Annotated in this window: 22 protein-coding genes; all 22 read right to left on the minus strand. The window is 51.3% G+C overall.

The features are described from left to right. On the minus strand, positions 1–384 hold the full coding sequence (locus INF28_RS05050; protein ID WP_226392381.1) for a DUF6809 family protein: 384 nt from the start codon (positions 382–384) through the stop codon (positions 1–3). After that, positions 377–1,060, minus strand: coding sequence for a virulence protein (locus INF28_RS05055; protein WP_226392382.1), 684 nt, complete (start codon positions 1,058–1,060; stop codon positions 377–379). Before INF28_RS05055 ends, INF28_RS05050 begins: the two co-directional genes overlap by 8 nt. Further along, positions 1,051–1,323, minus strand: a complete 273-nt coding sequence (locus tag INF28_RS05060) for a hypothetical protein (protein WP_226392383.1) — start codon at positions 1,321–1,323, stop codon at positions 1,051–1,053. The genes INF28_RS05055 and INF28_RS05060 overlap by 10 nt, the downstream gene beginning before the upstream one ends. 97 nt (positions 1,324–1,420) lie before the next feature. Next, a complete protein-coding gene (dcm, locus tag INF28_RS05065) occupies positions 1,421–3,247 on the minus strand; it encodes a DNA cytosine methyltransferase (RefSeq protein ID WP_226392384.1) in 1,827 nt (608 codons plus the stop codon). Then, positions 3,231–3,869, minus strand: coding sequence for an HNH endonuclease (locus INF28_RS05070; RefSeq protein WP_226392385.1), 639 nt, complete (start codon positions 3,867–3,869; stop codon positions 3,231–3,233). The genes dcm and INF28_RS05070 overlap by 17 nt, the downstream gene beginning before the upstream one ends. Further along, positions 3,862–5,130 carry a site-specific DNA-methyltransferase gene (locus INF28_RS05075; RefSeq protein WP_226392386.1) on the minus strand — a complete coding sequence of 423 codons (1,269 nt, stop codon included), beginning with the start codon at positions 5,128–5,130 and terminating at the stop codon, positions 3,862–3,864. Before INF28_RS05075 ends, INF28_RS05070 begins: the two co-directional genes overlap by 8 nt. Beyond that, on the minus strand, positions 5,127–5,912 hold the full coding sequence (locus tag INF28_RS05080; RefSeq protein ID WP_226392387.1) for an S-adenosylmethionine synthetase N-terminal domain-containing protein: 786 nt from the start codon (positions 5,910–5,912) through the stop codon (positions 5,127–5,129). Before INF28_RS05080 ends, INF28_RS05075 begins: the two co-directional genes overlap by 4 nt. A gap of 107 nt (positions 5,913–6,019) precedes the next feature. After that, positions 6,020–6,559, minus strand: a complete 540-nt coding sequence (locus INF28_RS05085; protein ID WP_226392388.1) for a P27 family phage terminase small subunit — start codon at positions 6,557–6,559, stop codon at positions 6,020–6,022. A 102-nt stretch (positions 6,560–6,661) separates the two neighbouring features. Beyond that, positions 6,662–7,042, minus strand: coding sequence for an HNH endonuclease (locus INF28_RS05090; protein WP_226392457.1), 381 nt, complete (start codon positions 7,040–7,042; stop codon positions 6,662–6,664). A 128-nt stretch (positions 7,043–7,170) separates the two neighbouring features. After that, positions 7,171–7,575 (minus strand): hypothetical protein, encoded by a 405-nt coding sequence (locus tag INF28_RS05095; protein WP_226392389.1) that lies wholly within the window; start codon positions 7,573–7,575, stop codon positions 7,171–7,173. Continuing rightward, positions 7,572–7,790 (minus strand): hypothetical protein, encoded by a 219-nt coding sequence (locus INF28_RS05100; RefSeq protein ID WP_226392390.1) that lies wholly within the window; start codon positions 7,788–7,790, stop codon positions 7,572–7,574. The genes INF28_RS05095 and INF28_RS05100 overlap by 4 nt, the downstream gene beginning before the upstream one ends. After that, positions 7,787–9,142, minus strand: a complete 1,356-nt coding sequence (locus INF28_RS05105; RefSeq protein ID WP_226392391.1) for an SNF2-related protein — start codon at positions 9,140–9,142, stop codon at positions 7,787–7,789. The genes INF28_RS05100 and INF28_RS05105 overlap by 4 nt, the downstream gene beginning before the upstream one ends. Next, a complete protein-coding gene (locus INF28_RS05110; RefSeq protein WP_226392392.1) occupies positions 9,123–9,404 on the minus strand; it encodes a VRR-NUC domain-containing protein in 282 nt (93 codons plus the stop codon). The genes INF28_RS05105 and INF28_RS05110 overlap by 20 nt, the downstream gene beginning before the upstream one ends. A 227-nt stretch (positions 9,405–9,631) precedes the next feature. Further along, on the minus strand, positions 9,632–11,995 hold the full coding sequence (locus INF28_RS05115; protein ID WP_226392393.1) for a virulence-associated E family protein: 2,364 nt from the start codon (positions 11,993–11,995) through the stop codon (positions 9,632–9,634). Then, complete coding sequence (locus tag INF28_RS05120) at positions 11,992–12,414, minus strand: DUF4406 domain-containing protein (RefSeq protein WP_226392394.1); 423 nt, start codon at positions 12,412–12,414, stop codon at positions 11,992–11,994. The genes INF28_RS05115 and INF28_RS05120 overlap by 4 nt, the downstream gene beginning before the upstream one ends. A gap of 8 nt (positions 12,415–12,422) precedes the next feature. Continuing rightward, positions 12,423–14,363 (minus strand): DNA polymerase, encoded by a 1,941-nt coding sequence (locus INF28_RS05125; RefSeq protein ID WP_226392395.1) that lies wholly within the window; start codon positions 14,361–14,363, stop codon positions 12,423–12,425. After that, a complete protein-coding gene (locus tag INF28_RS05130) occupies positions 14,360–14,905 on the minus strand; it encodes a DUF2815 family protein (RefSeq protein WP_226392396.1) in 546 nt (181 codons plus the stop codon). Before INF28_RS05130 ends, INF28_RS05125 begins: the two co-directional genes overlap by 4 nt. 5 nt (positions 14,906–14,910) lie before the next feature. After that, positions 14,911–16,053, minus strand: a complete 1,143-nt coding sequence (locus tag INF28_RS05135; protein WP_226392397.1) for a DUF2800 domain-containing protein — start codon at positions 16,051–16,053, stop codon at positions 14,911–14,913. Further along, positions 16,040–16,366, minus strand: a complete 327-nt coding sequence (locus INF28_RS05140; protein WP_226392398.1) for an rRNA biogenesis protein rrp5 — start codon at positions 16,364–16,366, stop codon at positions 16,040–16,042. The genes INF28_RS05135 and INF28_RS05140 overlap by 14 nt, the downstream gene beginning before the upstream one ends. Beyond that, complete coding sequence (locus tag INF28_RS05145; protein ID WP_226392399.1) at positions 16,359–16,559, minus strand: hypothetical protein; 201 nt, start codon at positions 16,557–16,559, stop codon at positions 16,359–16,361. The genes INF28_RS05140 and INF28_RS05145 overlap by 8 nt, the downstream gene beginning before the upstream one ends. A 78-nt stretch (positions 16,560–16,637) precedes the next feature. Next, positions 16,638–17,024 (minus strand): sigma-70 region 4 domain-containing protein, encoded by a 387-nt coding sequence (locus tag INF28_RS05150; protein ID WP_226392400.1) that lies wholly within the window; start codon positions 17,022–17,024, stop codon positions 16,638–16,640. 313 nt (positions 17,025–17,337) lie between these two features. Further along, the gene (locus tag INF28_RS05155; protein WP_226392401.1) at positions 17,338–19,875 is read right to left on the minus strand and encodes a leucine-rich repeat protein; all 2,538 of its coding nucleotides are present in this window, start codon (positions 19,873–19,875) and stop codon (positions 17,338–17,340) included. Positions 19,876–19,924: the final 49 nt, after the last annotated feature.

The raw sequence follows: 19,924 nt of genomic DNA on the forward strand, positions 1-19,924 counted from the left end.
CTATCCCTTCTTTCGTATCGGCAAGCGCCTGTTCCAGAAACATTTTATCAAATTTAAAATTCGTATACCCTTGCAGGCAAGTTCTGACATAGTAAGCGGACGGTATTCAAGCTCCGCTTGACCCCTTTCAAACACGGCTGACATCAACCGTATTCCTGTCTTAAAGCCGTCAAGATATTCTGCATACAGCGCCCGGCCGTGCATATCTGACTCAGCTAAACAGAAGGCCTCCAAAAGCGGCTTTAATTGTTCCGGCAGCTGTTCATCAAGTTTCTTACGCGCTTTTTGTGTTTTTTCGACCGCTTCTTTTACGAATGGGTCGGTTACTTTCTTTTCCCAGGGCGTGATTTTGCCAAAATATAAATCGTAAAGAATATCACTCATACGCCGCCACCTCATCTTTGTGCGTGGTCTTTGCAGGTTTTTTAAATGCACTGTTTCCTGCCAGGTTCCGCAGCAGGATTTTGCGTTCTTCTTTGTATTCCGCGCCGATAAATCCTAAGCGGAGGAGGAAGCAGCGGAAGGCATACCGTTCATTATCGACTGCTTTTTCCTTGGCCGTAATTCGTTTTTGATTTCTTGCCATCTCGCACAGCTTACAGATAAAATGGTTGCAGGCCTTGAGTTCCTCCGGTGTGCGATAGGCGTCAAACCAAGGAAAACTGATTTTGCCGCTATCGACATCGATAGACAGTTTGCTCACTCCCAGCGCCTTTTTGATTAGAGTTCCTTTTGCTTTCAGCAAGTGATGCAGGTTTTCAAGGGCGCTGTCAGTGAACAGGCTGCGCGGCATGGAAATACAAACGTTGGTTTCATTGTCCGACTCTGCGCTTCCTGCGGCGAAGCCTTCCTCTGATAGCCGTTCAATCAAGTTTTCAATTTCTTCGCTGTCTGCGCGGTCGTCAAAGGATACAGCGCCGTTTTTGTCAATGGTGAAGTAATCCACCCGGTAAGCAAAACTCGGAGCGCCGAGATATTCCGGTTTGCATCCTGTAATCTCTGAAATGAGCTGTACCAGCCGTTTCCGCTGCAAGCCGGTTACATGATATCTTATTTCCATTCCTTGTCCCTCCAGCCTATAAGAAATGTAACTGCATCAGAAAACCCGGCGCGGTAATACCGGTTTTTCAGTTCGCCCGCCAGCAGGATGCAGCTGTCGCCGAAATCATTATATTCCTTTTTATCAAAGTCTTTTACCCGTTCCAGGTGGCTGTAAAATTCCCGGAAGGCTTCGGTAACTGCATCGTCTTCGTCAAATTCATATGCGTTGATTCTTACCCCGACAAACTCATTAATCGCCGATTCAAAATCTTTCTCTTGCATTTCAATTGCTCCTTTCGATTTTGTGTAGGCACATATTACCTCTAAACCGTACAGATAGCAAGTGCTTTTACAGGTATATTCTACACAAAAAATACGGTTAGGATTTGTCGGGATTTTCAGCGGCCCACGCAATGCCGGCAAGCACAAAAAATACGCAGGGCAGAGCTACGCCGTTGCCCCACATCTTATACTCGGCGGCATCCGAATGCGGGTCTTTCAGCCATTTGATAATCTGATTGCGGGTTTTCGGCTTGGATGCAGTCCCCATGACAGAGCGGTGTGTCTCAAACACCTCTGTCCAGAACTCGATCTCATCCTCAGACGGCTCATCAGTTTCAAGCCCAGCGCACCACCAATCCGGGAATCCCTGCAACCTTGCACATTCGGTAGGTGTCAGTCTGCGGACGATATACTCCGGCTCGGTCTCGTTCACGACAGGCGGGTCTTTGTAATCCCTCGCCATCAGGGTTGGAGATCGCTCCTTAAGCGTTTGGGTGTAAGAGCCAGCGGTCATACAGTAAGCCACTGCGTGGCGGTCGGCGGCATCCAGCGTAAAAGATACATCTTCGTTCACGCCGCTGCCTTGTGGACCATTCTTGTCAGCCCTGCCGATCATGGAACCCTGCAGGGCTAACACAGCCATACCTCCCTGGTTGCAGGAGGGGTTGCCGCCATTGGCATCAAGGCATCTGGAAGTTTCCGCTTCATAAAAGCCGCTGTGGGGATTGTCCGACAACATGGAATGACTCTGTTTGGAGCAGATGCCGTAAACCTTCGGTACAAACACCGTCTGGTCATTGTTACAGCCCAGCGTGGCAGATTTATTATCCTGGATCAACGCGCCCTTGCCGCCGCCATCACAGCCGGAGCGTATCTTCAGCGTCTTGGGTGTCTCCACCACGAAGGGCTGATTATTGCCGCCCATACCGTAGGTGGCGTTGACCGTGGGAGCTGTCTCCAGCGGACCGGTGTATCTGGTGTCCTGGCTATGGTTCTCATAGACTGCCGCCGGCACCGTACCGGCACGGAGCGTAGGTGAGGTTTCCTCCTCATATCCAATTCCCCCTGCCTTTGCAGAATGCTCGGTGCAGAAGCCGGCGGAACTCATCACACAGGGCGGATGCCCGTGGTTTTCCGCACGGAGCGTTGCTGTCACGTCCTCCATCACATCCATGCGGCTGCCACCCTGATCGTTTAAGCAGACGCGGCCTGCCGTTCCAGCGCCTTCCACAAAAGTTCCGGCAGCTCCTTGCCACGCACGGAAGCCCTGCGGAGTATACCCAGACACGCCTTCGGACTCAAATAGTATTTTTCCGGCACTCCCGCCTGCAAAATCTGCGACAAGGTAGATGCGTTTTCTGCGTTGGGGAACTCCCCAGTATTGCGCGTCAAATACCCGCCATGCGAGACTGAAATCGTCTGCCACGATCTCTCCGGCTTTTGGCCACCTTTCAGGTCGAGCAGAATGAATTTTGTATCCTTTGACCGAGCAGACCTCTTCGAGGACGGACTGGAAGTCCGCGCCCTTGTTGGAGCTGAATGCTCCGGGGACGTTTTCCCAGACGATGTACTTTGGATATTTGCCATTGGTTGCACACCTCATTTCTTTTACGATTCGGACGGCTTCATAGAAAAGGCTGGAACGGGAGCCGTCCAAGCCCTCCCGTCGGCCCGCGATGCTCATATCCTGACAGGGCGAACCGAAGGTGATGATATCCACCGGCTCGGTTTTCCCGCCATCCATCTTTGAAACGTTGCCATAGTGTTTTAGCCAGGGCATTCTTTTTGTCGTAACCCTGATTGGGAAAGGCTCAACTTCCGAAGCCCACACAGGGGTGATGCCGGAGAGCAGACCGCCCAGAGGGAAACCGCCGGAGCCGTCAAACAGGCTGCCGAGGGTCAAAGGTTTATTCTGTTGTTCCATCTGATGCAACCTCCTCGTCTTTGCCACTACACGATTCAGGAAACAAAAACGCTCTGCAAACCGATAGTTCTGCAAAGCGTCTACACTTATCAATTACAAATTTTCGTATCCATTTCGGAGCAGGAGGGGCATCGTTATAGCGGCCATACTCGCCAAACATACACTTCATTCCTACATTACGTGCCTGCACAGCTTCCAAGAAAGTTTCATAATAACCAAGATGAATCTCATGTTGCCCTATCTTTATTCTTGCTCTGAATTTGTGTCTTGGTGGATACCAACTGACACCAGAGACACCGGAGGTGTTATTTTTCTGGAGAGGCTGATTTATCTGATTCTGCTGATGTGTGCAATAGCGGATATTCCGTCTGCGATTATCCAGCGTGTTCAGATTGATATGGTCAACTTCATATCCATCCCTATGTGGAAATAAGTGAGAATGAAGTGCGCGCCCATTGCAATCCATTGGATACTCCTGCCCGTATCCCTTACGACACAAGTAAAAATTTATATCAGATACCTCTGGAAGCCTATCCGAATCAATCATAAAAACAGAGCCATCCGGCATTTCTCCATATGCTGTCTGACCATCTTTTGAAAATGTATATTTTACATTACTCATCGTCAGTCACCTCCATCATATCAAGAGCCTGTTCGTAGGTATACTCTTTACCGCCGCGGATGAGCAGCACATCGTCCGCGCTTTCATTGTGTAGGCTCAAATACCGCCTGACAGCTACATCCACAAACTTCGGTTCCAGTTCCACACCATAACAGAGTCTGCCGATTTGGTCGCAGGCAATCAGCGTAGACGCAGATCCCAAAAATCCATCAAGCACAATTCCATTCACCTGTGTGCTTTGCTGTATCAGATACGCAATGAGGGGAACAGGTTTGCTGGAGGGATGCCCATACCCGTCCTCTTTGGAATTTTTGATCCCGTCAAATTCAAAGACAGCTTTCTGTTTCTGATCTCCATACCACTTGTGTTTTCCATCCTTACGCCAGCCGAAGATGATCGGTTCCATATTGAACTTCCAGTCGGTGCGCATAAGCGGCGCTCTCGGCTTTTTCCAGATCAGTCCGGCGCCAACCTTGAATCCAGCGTCCTCAAAGGCATCGTAAAACACGCGCGCCTTCATCGTGGCATAGAACTCGTAGATGGAAGCATCCAGAGCCATAGCATCCTTAAAGTTTGTAAACGCCTTCATCAGAAACTCGTAAGCCTGGGTATCTTCCAGATTGTCGTTCGCGATTCTCCCGGATTGATTTTCCAGGTTAACAAAATACGGAGCGTCCGTGCAGACCAGATTTACTTTTGTATCTCCAAGGAGAGCCTGAAAAGTTTCCGGATCAGTGGAATCTCCGCATATAACCGTATGTTTTCCGAGTTTCCAGATGTCTCCCGCTTTAGAAAAACAGGGTTTTTCTAATTCGGCGTCTACATCGAAATCATCTTCTTGCGCATCATCATCTGCGCCAAACAGCGTAGCCAGCTCCTTCTCGTCAAACCCCGTGAGCAAGGGATCAAAGTCCATGCCCTGCAAAGACTCGATCTCCACCCGCAGAAGTTCCTCGTCCCATCCGGCATCCATCGCCATGCGGTTGTCCGCAATGATGTAAGCTTTTTTCTGCGCCTCGGTGAGATGGTCGGCAAACACACAGGGTACTTCTTTGATGCCTTCCTCCTTAGCCGCCAGGATTCTGCCATGTCCGGCGATCACATTGAAATCCCGGTCTATGATGACGGGATTGATAAAGCCGAACTCCCGAAGGGACGAGCGCAGTTTGGTGATCTGCTCCGGGGAATGGGTGCGTGCATTGTTCACATAGGGCACCAGCTTGGCAATCGGGACAAGCTGCATCTCGGTTGTTGTTTTCATCGCACCAGCCCCCATTCTGCAAATTTTTCAAAGCCGCCAAGCCGCTTAATGTATCTACGTGCGGTTTCCACGATCTCCCCGTAAGGAATGCCGTCCACAGTCTTATCCCCAATGGCACAGGCAAGCTCCACAGGCATGTCTGTTCTTTGCGCTTTTAGAAACGCATAGATATTGACCGACACATCCGCTTTGGATAAATCTTTGCCGTGCAGCCCGCCGCCCGTGACGGAATCGGCCATGTCGGAGCCGAGCTTACGGTTCGCCGCACCCGTGTCAACGTTTGTTCCGCCCGTCCAATATCCGAGGGGATTGATTTCCGCATTTGAGTAAAGGCGTTTTAAATCTTTTGTCATTGCGTTGCTTTGACAAATAATCAGCCTGTCGCCGTCTATAATGTATTTCCCATCATAGGGATACAATTCATAAATATCATGAGCAATTTTCGACAGCTGCATTTGCTCGTCAGTCAGCGGCATGCCTTTGAAAATACCGTTATCGCCGCAGCGCAGTCCATTTGCCTGATTGTCTGTCAGGAGCCTATCTTGTGGGGCAATAACAATATCTGTATCCAGCCTGCCGGCAATACGATGTACGATGCTTACAATTTGAGGTTTCGCCAAAAGCGCCGTGGTTTCTATGATGATTTGACACTTGCCGTGTCCGAGCAGAACTTCCACAGCGATCTTGGGATTTTCCTCTGCGGTATAAGCCAGATCGACAATGGCTCCCGCAATTCTGTCCGCCACCTTATCCGGGTGGCTCGGATTTACTTTCTCAAACATATCGTCCTCACAACCTCCATATCATTCGTTTCCGCCTAAAGGCGAAATCTCATTTATTCCGGTGTTCGTCCTCTCCCCAAAAAGTCTTTGAACTTTTTGGGGTACCCCTATTTTCCTTTCCGGGCGGTGAGCAGCCGCTCCATCAAATCGTCCTGTGGTGTTGCTCCTGTGTATTCCACCGAAGCGTTCTCTCTCACAATCTGATAAATCTGGTACCATGACTGGTTGACCTGCTTAGTGAACTGCTGGAGCATAGAAACATACGGGCTTGCGATAGCATTCCCTGTGGTCGGATGCTTCGCTAAGAACCCATACTCAGAAATACACTGCTCGCATTGTATCTGTCTTGCCACGCTCATGGCATACTGATTGATAAGCTGCGTATTTACATAATCGGTACAGCCGACCTTCTTCAGCCACTCCCATGTTTCTTCAAAAACCTCCTCGGCACAAAGGTCTGTACCATTTTTCTGCTTCGCTTTCATATATTCCTTGACGGGTGGCATATCCACGCCTTCAAGGGCAGGTGCATCAGGCAGTCCGATAATCGTGGCCGACTTGCCTGCAGAGATTTTCTCTGTCAGAGCCTTGCGTTTCGGTCCCGTTCCCGGCCTTGCTCCGCCTCTTGCCGTACCGTCCTTCGCCATAAAAAATCACCTCAATTCTGACCGGGGGTTAATACCCTGTTTGAATACAAATTTTTGCGCACGAAGGGGGGCGCCCGTTCAAACGGGATGCGGTTGCAGAGATTAAGACCGCCCCTGCCGTCTGTGCTTCGGCGTCCATCTGCCGCCCTCGCACGCAGTAATCTTAGAATGGCACTCCTTGCAAAGACTCATGAGATTGTTCTCATCGTGTGTCCCGCCTTGTGAGAGCGGTTTGATGTGGTGTACTTCCTCGGCGGGGGTAACCTTGCCGCTTTGTCTGCACATCTCACACAATGGGTACTGCGCTATGTGTCTGTCACGGATGCGCTTCCATGTTCGTCCGTACCTGCGCTTGGCCGCAGGGTCTCTGTCGTACTTCTCGTATCGTTTGTTTTCTGCCTTGGCGTGTTCCTCGCAGAATCGCCCATCTGTTAGCCTTGGACAACCGGGGTGGGAACACGGCCGCTTAGGTTTATATGGCACACACGTCACCTCGCTTTCGTGCATAAAGAAAGCCCCGGCAATTACTGCCGAGGCAAACATTTTATTCTTTGCTGAGTATATAGTAACATAACAGCCAGGGTGAAAAATAGTGAAAAAGCATGAAATTTTTAAATAAATTTTATTCTTTCTAAAGCCTTGCCATGCAGTAGTTGGACATTGCGGACGGTGCAGTTCATTTCAATTGCAATCTGCTCCCAGGTATGATAGCACAAATATCGAAGCTCTAATAAAAGCTGCAGTTCCACATGATCCACGGCCTTGATCGTGTGTGCAATCTGAACCTTGATGTCTATCAGCCTATCCATATCTTCGGCAATCTGGTTTTTCAAATCTGCTATTTTTACAACGGTATCAGCCATTTTTGACTGTGACATGCTTGGGCTTTTCGGCATATCCGAAATCGTAGACGTCGTTTTTGCCGCTAGTTCATTCAATGTTCGGATTTGCTCCAGCTTGCTGTTGATTCGCTGGTCAAGCCGGTATGCCTGGGATAAGTATTCTTTTGCCGTCATATTCCGCATTCCTCCTTCAGTTTGGCAATCAGCATGGCACCGTTTACGTTGGACAGCGTCCGGTACCACTCCGAATGAAAAAATTTTTCTAAGTGGGTTTTGTTTGCCCTTGCTGACCGATTGTTTTTATTTATTTTCAAGGCATAAAGCAAATTCCTGTAATCCTTTGCCGCCTGTTCTATAATCGCATTTGCCAGCAATTCATATCCGCTCATGCAGCACCTCCAATCTGCGACTTTACTGCATCTATCAATTTATTCTGAGACGTTTCTTTTACTTGCAGCGCTTTTAATATAAGCAAATCAATCGTACCGTCAGCAATGATATGGTGTATCACCACTGTATCGGAAGTTTGTCCTTGCCGGAGCAGCCTGGCATTGGTCTGCTGATATAGTTCCAGGCTCCAGGTCAGCCCAAACCAAATCAGGGTCGAGCCGCCGCCTTGCAGGTTCAGCCCGTGCCCGGCAGAGGCAGGATGGATAACTGCAACGGGGATTTTGCCGCTGTTCCAGTCTGCCATATCCACGGAACTCCGAAGTTCCCGGACAGCAAACCGTTTCCGGATCCTTTCAAGGTCATGCCGGAACCAATACGCTACCAGCACCGGTTTGCCGTTTGCCTGTTCTATCAAATCCTCCAGCGCGTCCAGTTTTCTGTCATGGATGCCGATTATGTTTTTATCCGTGTCATATACCGCGCCGTTCGCCATCTGACACAGCTTGTTTGACAATGCCGCAGCGTTCCCGGCGTCAATCTCCCTGCCGCCAATCTGGAGGACGAGGTCTTTCTTTAATTTGCTGTAGATGTTCCATTCCTTTTCGGACAGCCGGACTTTCACCTCGTTTGTCACACATTCCGGCATAGGAAGGTAGTCGGCACTTTTCATCGAAATGGTAATGTCTGAAATACGTCTGTAAATCTCCTCATCTGCACCATCTTTAGGTTTGTAAGAAAAAACTACCTGCCCGCTGCGTTTGTCCGGCACAAAGAATTCGTCCCGATAATGCGTGATAAATCTGCCGAGACGTTTGCCCATGTCCAGGATCCGAAACTGCGCCCATAAATCCATAAGTCCATTGGCGGAGGGGGTACCCGTGAGCCCTACAATGCGTTTAACTGTAGGGCGAACCTTCATAAGGCTTTTGAACCGCTTTGCCTGGTGGCTCTTAAACGATGACAGCTCATCGATAACCACCATATCATAATCGAAAGGCAGGCCGCTGGACTCCACAAGCCACTGTACATTCTCACGGTTTATGATGTACACGCTGGCAGGTTTTTGAAGCGCCGCTATTCGCTCGGTTTCTGTCCCGACCGCAATGGAATATGTAAGGCCTTTTAGGTGATCCCATTTTTGGATTTCCGCACTCCATGTGTCCCGCGCGACTCGCAGCGGCGCAATCACCAGCACCTTTGCTACCTCGAAAGAATCAAGGCAAAGGTCGAAGATGGCGGTAAGAGTAATGGCCGTCTTGCCAAGCCCCATATCCAATAGGACGGCGGACACAGGGTGCGTCTTAATAAAATCCGTGACAAAGGTCTGGTATTCATGTGGATTGTATTTCACTTAATATCCCCCCAATCTGTTCCGCGCAGTCAATCACATAAACCAGAAAGCCGAGACGCTCCAACATCCGCTTTCTGTGTTCCTGCAATGGCCGCAGCTGTTGCCCAGGCGCTTTCAGTTCTGCAAACGCCATTTTACCGTCTGGCAAAAGTATGATGCGGTCAGGTACACCGCTAAAGGCCGGGGAGACAAATTTCAGGCAGAGGCCGCCTTTGGACTCGACTGCTTTTTTTAACTTGCTTTCTATCTGTTTTTCTCTCATAATAAACTCCTGTTTCCGATTGCTGTTTCCAAAAGGGGTAAAACTCTTACGCGCGTATATATGCGTTTGTGTATATTCTTTTCTCTTATTTTCATTACTTCAATATAGAAATGAGAAACATAAGAAACAAGGAACCCTCGAACGCTGCCGCCGCCGGGGCTTGGGGTGTTTCCAAAAGCTGTTGACGATGGTTTTTTGAGAAACCTTGCGCAACGCATTTTAACTGTTCATTGTTTCTCATCGGCAACACGCACATAGGCTTTTTGGATTCCATAACCGGGAATCCGCAGTTTGCCGGATGCATTTTCTGAATAACGCTCCCAGCCGCCCAGCTTGTATAAAATCCCTTCGATTTCATAAGAGTCACTTTTCCGAATGGCCTCGCGGTTTTTGCCAAAGCACTCGCACCAGATTTCCATTGCGCACACGCGCTCCCGCGGCTGCGTCCCGGTCCGCCGGCTCTCTCCAAACTCAGAGCCGTTCAGGAAACTGCGCCGTTCAAACAAGTCCATTTTCGGCCATTCCTCCGGCAGCAGGGTATTTAGGTATTCATCCACCAAACCTTCCCGGTCGTCGGTCTCCATCGCGTCGCGCTGCATAGCGTATGCCTGGGACGCGGCATCGTCCTTTAAAAAGAGCTCTTCGCCGCGGTTATAGTACTCGACTGCTTCCGCCCATATCTGGTCAACCTGCGTAAGCTCCCACGGTTTGTATTTTCCCTGCCCGGAGACACGCACGGGAAAGAAACGACGGTTCCCTGTGATATCGCGCAAAAAACCGCCGTCGCTGTTGGTCGTTCCAATAATGATGCAGGAGCGCGGATGGCTTTCCACTGAAACGCCGTATGCCTGCCTGTATTTATCGTCGGTGCGTGAAATAAAGGATTTAATGGTTTCCACATCCACCTTTTTCATGCCGTTGAGCTCGCTGATTTCCAGTATCCAATACCCCTGCAGCTTTTCGGAGGCAGTCTTGTCTTTCATGTCCGAAATGGACAGCGAATCGGAAAACCATTGCCTGCCGAGCCGCGCAAAAAGCGTAGACTTGCCGATGCCCTGTTTGCCGTTTAGCACAAGGATGGAGTCAAACTTCGTGCCGGGCTTGAATATCCGGGCGACTGCGGCCACCAGCGTTTTTCGGGTGACAGCACGGACGTATGGCGTATCCTCTGCGCCCAGGTAGTCAACCAGCAACGTATCCACCCGTTTTACACCGTCCCATTTCAAGGCGGACAGGTAGTCCTTTACCGGATGGTACAGCCGTTCTGCGGAGGCTACGGCAAGCAGGGCGTCCTTAAACTTTGTAGGCGACCAGATGCCGTACATCCTTTCAAAATACATCTTTGCACAGGCAAGATCCGTGTCGCTCCATCCAGGCTTTACTTGTTTCCAGGGGAGCGCGCCCACCACGTCCAGCATATTTTTAAACTGGTTATACACGATATTTTTCAGATTTTCATCATATTTTAGAATGATACTGATATTCGTCAGCGTATCTTTGATTTTCCCTGTTTTGTCAATATCCAGCGCGGCCTGCCAGTTCTCCCCGCAAAATTCCGTCTCGGCCCGTGCCATCCTGTCCGCTGCAAGTACGGCCTTCACTTTTTCGTCTTTTACAGCAAAATCGCCCATTGCCTTAAAGGACGGCAGCTTTGCCGCAGGCGTGTTCGCCGGACATTGTTCGTCAAGGTCGCGGAACTTATGAATCCGTACCAGGTCAAAGGCGTTGAGCAGCTTTCCACAGGCAGGATCGGTGGCGTGGTGGCTGTATGCAAACCGGCCGTCATACAGCACCAACCCGGCAGAAGAATCCGCAGGGATATAATCAAACCGGCCTGTAACGGCACTTGGAGCATAAACGTCTGCCAGGAAGGTTTCGATGGCGTCCTCGATGGCGTATGCCCGGCAAAATGCGCCTATCACGCCCGGTTTTATAAGGGGGTCCGCCTGCATGGAAACCGTCCTTTTTGCCACTTCTGATTGCCTGGACGAAACCGGCCAGGTGCTAACGTCCCGCCAATCGTCATAGCGGGCAAGATAACTGTCCGGGTCGAGTAAGACTCCAGTCTTTACATCACTGAAAAACACACCGTTTACAGGCGTGGAGGGCCAGTACATCAGCCGGCATGGCTCGTAGGTTGTATCGTCGAACATATCCATCCCGATTTCTTTCGCCACCATCCTGCTGACTGCTGGATACTCATCTTCCGATATTTCACGGGAAAGGGGGATGATCAGCCGGAGCCTGGGGTGTTCTGCGGTGTGTTTATGGGTGGAGTATACGCAGCATTTATAATCATACAAGGATTGAATTTGCTCCCACACATCGCGCGTAGCGTAGTCCATATCCAGCGTCAGCATACTGCGGCATAGGACATTCCCGTTTCTGCGCCGTCCCTGGGCAAGGTGCCCGCCCACAAAGCCGCCCACGTCCTTAATCTCATCCTGCCGGCCTTTTTTCATCTTCTGGTATTCTTCCACCGTCTCGGTCGTTCGGAGGGTGCTGCTTATTTTCAGGCAAAAATCCTCCCAGGAAATGTCGCTGTTTTTCCAGCATTTATCGGTACGCCGGTTCCCAATTGCAATCTTCATTTTGAAACCTCCTCGCAAGCCTCAGTGAAGTACCGGATCGGCTGCCGTTTACACTTCGCCTTTTCTATTTCAATCCGCATCCCTTTGGTAATATTGCCGCCGAACACCCAAAGCTCGGTACATTTGCCAAGCAGCGCAATGTCCATGCAAATCGCTAAGCAGCGCTCGTCTGGATTTGTTTCATCCAGAAACTGCGGAAACAACAGGTGCGGCGCAATGGGAATATATCCGCTGTCAACCGCAAAACGGCAGTATCTGCGGGCGTTCTCTGCGTTGCGTTCCACATTGCCGGAAAATGGCGAACAAATATATACCACCGGCCGGTAGGGATGCCGCCTTTCCTCTTTTTCGATTTTTACCAGGGCTTCGTAGGCAGTCGGGTCATGATAACCTTCTGGATTAAATTTATTTACACTCATAGATTTCATCAGTCCTTTCTGTAAAAGTCGCAGACATAGCCATCGGCGCGGAGCAGTAACCCTTTCGCCCAGGCAGGCGGCTGTCCCATAATGGAGCAAATCTCTTCAAGCGGCGCCGTTTCAGGCGCTTCTATCACCACTTCGTCATGGACGTGCATAACGATGTTGTATCCTGCCCAGCCAAGCCGCAGCATTGCTTCGGCGAGAATGTCCCGTGCCGTTGCCTGGACGATATTCTCGACAAACTTGGGGCCGTAGCTTTCGAGGCGCTCCCATTTCTTTGCGGCGCCCACACCTTCATAGGTGACGGACTCGCCGCCGAATTTGTTTTCCCCCAGCCGGGGCTTTACATAGGCCAGCCGCCTGCCGGAGGGCAGAACTATGAACAATATCCCACTTTGATACATAAACCTCATGCCGTGTGTCTGTGTCGTGGTTTTCTGTTTCACACAATCTTTGACTGCGCGGTCAACGTCCCACCAAAGCTGTACAATATTGGGGTTTGCCTGCCGCCATACGTCCACCAGCGGTTTCAGTTCCGATTCACTAAGTCCCATCTGCAGTGCGCCCATTGCTTTCAGCGCACCGACGGATCCACCGTAGCCGAGTGCAAGCTCCGCGATTTTCCCTTTCTGCCTTAAATGGCTGTTGAAACCGTGCTTTTCAACGGGGACGCCAAACATCTGGGACGCGGAGGCGCAGTAAATATCTCCGCCATCTGCAAACACCTTTAACCGCCACCGTTCGCCGGCAAGCCATGCAATCACCCGCGCTTCAATCGCGGAAAAGTCGGCAACGAAAAACCGGCATTCGGGTTTGGGGACAAAAGCCGTCCGGATCAGTTCGGACAGCATAGTGGACACCGATGGGTACAACAGTTCCGCCGCCTCAAAATTCCCTTGCCGGATCAGCGACCGCGCCTGTTTTAAATCCGGCAGATGGTTTTGCGGCAGGTTTTGTACCTGGATTAACCTGCCGGAATATCTGCCGGTACGATTGGCGCCGTAAAACTGGATGAGTCCTCTCGCCCTGCTGTCTTTGCAGACAGCGTTCTCCATTGCCGTGTATTTCTTTACACTGCTCTTTGCAAGCTCCTGACGGAGCTGCAGAGCCAGCCTTGTACTGCCATCGGCATTTTCTAAAAGCGATACCACCGCATCCTTTGCAAGAGACTCCGTGATGACGCCATTCTGGCGCAGCCATTCTTTCATTTGCGCAGCGGAATTGGGGTTGTCCAGCCCCGTGATTGTACGGGCAAGTTTCATATTGGTTTCCTGAAATGCCGCGTCGCAGGACATGGCCTGTTGTACCAATTCCAGGTCAAGCAGAACGCCTCGGTCATTGATCTGCTGGTCAAGCCGGTAGTTTTGCCACTCGGACTCAGGTACCGGAAATTTTGAGAGCCGTTTCTGAATTCCCATTTCCGTTTCCACATCACGCAGGTTGTATGCCTTAAAGCGCGACCAGCGCAGTGGATCGTCTTGAGGGAGACGCCGATACAGCGTCCCGTCCTTTTGCCTGGCCGGCGTGCAGAAATACCGGATGAGGTCTTTGCCCTCTTTCAGTTTTTGCTTTTCAAGACCAAGAACGGCGCCCACACCCTCCAGCGAAAGCGGAAGTCCCAGCGTCGCGGCCCAGACCATCGTGCAGCGCCAGGAGGAAGGATCAAGATAGGCGCCTACCGGCAAGTTCAGGTACCGTGACAGACATACCCGTTCAAACTGTGCGTTGAATGCCCATTTGAGGACTGCCGGATCAGTAAGTGCTGCAAGCACATCGTCTGGGATTTTCTCACCGCAGGCAAGATCGATCACCTGAACTGCACCGCCGTCTATGGCGCAGCCGAAAAGCAGGATTTCAAAGTCATCTGACTCCGTATAGCGGTAAACCCCGCTTTTGGCGAGGTTTACCGAGGAGTAGGTTTCAATGTCAATATTTATGTATTTCATGACAAGAAATCGTCGTCATCCAATGTGGTAAAATCGTCTTCCGCATTGCTCCTGCTGCTGAGCGGTTCGCCGTCCCGCACCTTTTGGATATTGCCCAGCCCGCAGGCAATCCCGCGGTTTCCATTTGAATTAAAGGCATAGAAGGTGACAGAGACTCTGGCATATACGCCGCTGTACACCTCGCTGCGGTCAAGGATCGGCTGCACCCTGCTGTCCACAATCTGCGGCGGGGTGGTGCTGTTGGCGTTGACAAAAAAGCTGTCTTTATATGCCTCGTCCTCGCGTTCCGCGTCACCGTCCCTAAGCGGCAGTTTCAGGGCGGCTTTATTGGGGATTTTGCCGCCGAACTTCCCGGCGCCTTCCTTGATTGCTGCGTCAACCGCCGCATTGATTGCAGCTATGGTCTTTTTGTCAGACTTGGGGATAATCAGCGAAACGGAGTATTTTTCCGCACTGCCGTTTATTGATTTTGGTTCCCAGACGTTCGCATACGAAAGGCGGACTACACCTGTTACAACTTTGGTATCTTTCTGATTTGCCATTTTTATCAATCCTCCATGTTTTCTCTAAAATCGTTTTTCGCATCTGAAATATGCAGTTCCGGCCGCTTGTCGTTTTCCGGGACAAGCGTGGGTTTGCCCGGCGGCTTATATACCAAATCGCCAAGGATGTTCTGAAATTCTTTTTTGCCCATCAGCTTTTCCATCTCCGTTAAGGTGATGAGGCTTGTTTTGTAAATATCGATAAATCCGGCGTTCTTTGCCGCTTCCGCAACTGCCGTTTCGTCTGAAAACTTACGGTTTGATCGGCCCTCGACCAGCTTAAAGCCGCGCCATTTCTTTCCCTGGCGCAGCGCTGCGTCCAAGGCATAATCTGCTATTTCCTTCGCCCACTTTGTTAAATCGCCGAGCTTTGCAAGGACGTCCTCAATATCCTTATCGGTCAGCAGTGGCGGAGGCGCAAACTCATACTTGGCAAGAGCCAGTTTTTCCTCAGCCCTTGCGCGGCACCTGACAGCCGCCCGGCAAAAGGTACACCAGGCACCGGGACAGAACTCGCCCTCACCCTGGAAGGCAAGGGCAGCCTTTGGCTTGAGCGTGGTTTCCGTCCAGGTCATCAGCTCAGGAACAGGAATGCTCCATGAGCTGTAATGCTCCCGCCGGGGCTGGTAGATGCTCATGGAAACCTCCGTGATGTCATAGAGGGAATCGAAGAGACGCAGCGCCCCCAGCGCATACAGCATCATCTGCGGGTTGTTTTCCGCATCCACCAGCACGCCCCGGCCATATTTGAAGTCAATAATGTGGAGCGTGTGATCCGCGACGATCAGGCAGTCGCCCGTACCGAAACCGTCCGGGACAAAATCCGAAAAGTCCAGGCGCTGTTCGATGAGGACCAATGGGTCGGCGCAGGATTTTTTTACGTCCGACAGCGTTTCCAAAACAAACTGGACATAGCCGTCTGTGCATTCGTCCATCTCATCGCAGTCGTAGGGTGATATGGGTTTTTGAGAGCGTCTCTTGAGCGCCCGTTTCAGTTTGTGCTCCGCAAGGGCGTGCGCCGCTGTCCCTTCTGCTGCCGCCTCCGAGCAGCTGTCTGAAAACTCTTGCTCCAGACGGGCGGAGGGGGTGCAGCTGAGCCATCGGTGAGACGATGAGGCCGACAACACCGCGTGCTTACTTTTTGGCATGGGAAAGCACCTCCGCGTCGGCTAAAAGCAGGCTGTACTTTGCCGGGTCGATTCCGCTGAGCTTGTCCGCGCCATGCTTTTGGAGCAGCGCCCGCACATCGGCTGTCATTCCGTTTTGCGACAGCTCGGCCAACACCCCGCGCACCTGCTCGATCGTTATGGCGGGAGACTCCGTTGTTTCGGCAGGTTTCTCTTTTGGTGCGGCGGGGCTTTGTGTTTCACTGCTGGATACGGCGTCCGCCACGGCCTGGATACTGTCGGCCAGCGACCGCATATCCCGTACCACGTCAAGTAGGAGCTGGACTTTACTCATCCATCACGCCCCCTTCCGCAAGCTCGGTGATAGACAGCGTCTCCACGCTGCTGCCGGGGACGATGACCATCATCCGTTCTTTCCCGCCGAGGAACCGGGTCAGCAGCCTTTCCCGCAGTGAAACATTCCTGCAGGCAACAATGCCGCCCGATTTCGGCTCCCTGGAAACACTGATTTTCAGTTTGTGTTTCATACATTTCCGTCCTTTCCGAAGGCTGGTTTTTGACGTCCTTCAACATAAGGCCACGGGAAATGTAAAATATGAGGTTTTTTATATAAGTTTTTTCAAATTCTTTTTTGCCGCTGCAAGCCTGTGTGATATGGCGGATTGGGTAACGCCGTGTCTTTTAGCATACTCATTGACTGAAATTTTGTCTATGTAGATGGAGCGGATAAGCTCCTGCTGTTTGGGAGACAGTTTTAAGATGGCGGCAAGCAGTTTGCCCGGTTCGGTGTCCTCGATCAGTTTCGTGAGGTTTTCATCCTCAACCGAAAAAACCTCACCCTCATAGCTATAGGCGCTAAGCGGGCAGTGCCGTCTTGTTTCCTTGTGATTGTTGTTGTATTCCTGCCTGTCCAAATCAATGAGGATAGAGCCCCATTCCTCTGTAACCTCGATCTCCACAGTTTCGTTTGCAAATTTGTACTTGATTTTCACTTTTCTATCTCCAATCTGATTTATTGCGGTTGAATCAAATTGGAGAAGGCGGGGCCCTAATAGAGAAAAAATGAGAAAAGAAAAAAACATACTCGCTCGCAAGATTTATATATCTTGCAGCAAGTATGTTTACATAGAAAAAATATGAAAATAAACAGGATTTATTTTTGAATTCTTTATCTGCTGTTGTAGTTATATATATCCATATACCCGTAGCCTTTCTTCATGTATAAAAATGTGTGTAATATTACCTCCCGATAGATTTCCCTGTCGGTAGGGATTCCACGTCAGGCCGTTTCGGGAATTTTTCTGTTTACTTTTCCAAAAACCGCTGAAGTATCGCCGCGGCTTCGGCACGGGTGGCTCCGCCCTGCGGGTCGAGTATACCGTCGCCCTTACCGCTGATAAGCCCCGCGCCGACCGCCCAGGACACGCCCTCCTGCGCCCAGTTTGACAGCGCGCCCGTGTCGCCGAACTGCGACAGGTCGCCGCGCCCGGAAGTTTCCATACCCTTAAAGCCCGCATACCGCTGGAAAATGGCGGCAAGCTGCTCGCGGGTGATACGGTCGTCCGGGGCAAAGGTGGAGGCGTCATAGCCCTGTACAATGCCGTTGGCGTTCGCCCATGCCACCGCCTTGGCGTACCACGCATCCGCCGGTACGTCTGCAAAGGCGCTTGCACTTGACGAAGGCTCGCCCGCGGCCCGCCACAGCACCGTCACCAGCATACCGCGGGTTACCGGGTCATTGGGCGCGAACGAGGTGTCCGACACGCCGGAAAACAGGCCGTTATTCACCACATATTCCACCGCGCCTGCAAACCAGTTGTTTGTCCGCACATCGGTAAAGGAGCCGACCATTGGCGCGGCGCTCGACGGCGCAGAGGGCAGCCCTTCCAGCATGGACGGCTCAAAGATGACAACATTCAAATGCTCGTCAAAGCCTTCATCAACACCGTTGAAGGGGACGTAAACCTCCATATTGGGTATGGCCACCACACCTGCGCCATCGCCGCCGACACGGGTATTCGGGTACACCCGTTCCATGTTGGGCATCAGGATGGTTCCGCTGCCCGGCTGGATGGCGTCAGAGGTGTATATTTCAACAGTTCTGTAGCCGTCAAAGCCTTCTATCACCTTTGCCTGGTTCAGGTTTATGACGGGAATGGAATCTGATGTCAGACCATGAATGTTAAGAATTGTATCCGGCAGGGTTAGCGCATCCATCGGGCAGTGTGACAAAAAGTTATCCCATGTGGTGATGGCGGCAGGCCAGTTGGTGATCTGGCCAATGTTGTTACCCGCAAACGCCTCCCAGCCCATATATTCCAAGCTGTCCGGCAGGCGGACATCCATTTTTGATGTCCAATAGCGATCTTGCCGCCATACATCATCCCCATCGACCACCTCTACCTCGTAGGTCATATGGACGCCCGAGAAAGCATGCTGTCCGATATACTTCACTCCGTTGGGGATTTCCAGATAGGTAAGATCAACCTGGCCACTTCCGACAAACGCAGAGTCGCCGATATAGGTCAGGGCATCCGGTAAGTCAAGCATTGCGCTTGTGGGAACGCCGGCCTCGTGGTCGATATAGGTGACGCTCTCCGGAAGTCTGAAATCAGTTATTTTGGGGTCGTGCATCCCATAAGGAAATGCGTTGGGTCCGATATAGCGCAGCCCGTCCGGAAGGGACACGGTAGTGGAATGCCGGCTGGATTGCCACGCCGCCAATCCCAGCGTACCGGGACGGACATCGACATGGAGCGATGACCAGGGATCCAGTTCGGTTTCCTTAAAGCAGAATACGCTGCCAAGATAGTTTTCGCCCCCTGGCAGGTTCTCCCAATACGGGGTATTCTGAAAACTTCCCGTGCGTGAACTTTCATCGGCCGCATAGAGCACTTCCAGTGTGTTGGGGAAGGTAACATTGGTCAGTGAGGAGCAGTTGGCGAATGCAAGTTGTTCTATCCTTTTCAGCCCTTCCGGCAGGACAACATTATTCAGGCTCTCGCAGCCCCAAAAGGCGCTAAAGCCAATCTCTTTTAAGCCGCTGCCAAAGTTTACCGTAGTTAGTTCCGACTGTGTGCCAAAAGCGCCGTCTGCAATATATTCCACGCTGTCCGGCAGCGTGATGGAGGTGACGTCGCCGCCATAGGGGGAGAAAGCGTCAGTAGCAATGCCCCTGACGCCGTCCGGCACGGTGACCACAGTATCATCTCCTGCATACTTCACCAGCTCTCCGCCAATGACAATAAAGGGGTCTCCGCCACGAGCCCTTACCTCGTTTGCTTTACGAACCGCCATATAGGTCTCGTTGAATGCGTTGGCGCCGATATATTCTACACCGGCTGGGATGGTGAAATTGTCTATGTTGCAGTTCATAAAAGCACGTTCACCGATGGATTTCAACGTGGAGGGCAAGTTGATTTCCGACAAACCCGGGGCGCTTGCAAACGCATTATCGCCAATGGTTTCCAAGCCTTCCGGCAGTGTAACCTTCGTCAGACTACTCACATAGTAAGCTGTATTTGGGTAATAGGCAAATGTTTCAATGTACTTCACGGTGTCTGGTACAACGACACTTTCCACCGTATCGGTGTCGTCACCCAGAAGATCAAGATCCCCAATTCCCACTACGGTGTAGCCGTTGATTTGCGAGGGGATCACCAGGTCGGTTTCCGTGCCGTTATAACCCATGATTTCAATGGTGTCCTCGGTGACAAATTGGTAGTCGTAGACAACGCCCGGATCCTCCGCCGCAAACGCCGCCATGGGCATAAGGCTCAGCAGCATACACAGGGCAAGCAGCACGCCCCATATGCGTTTGGTAATGGTTTTTGTTGTTTGCATAAGAACATCTCCTTATATACATTGTTATTTCAAAAACTGTCCCCGTGTT

Origin of the sequence: Ructibacterium gallinarum, from assembly GCF_014982785.1 — a bacterium.
Taxonomy (GTDB): Bacteria; Bacillota; Clostridia; order Monoglobales; family Monoglobaceae; genus Ructibacterium; species Ructibacterium gallinarum.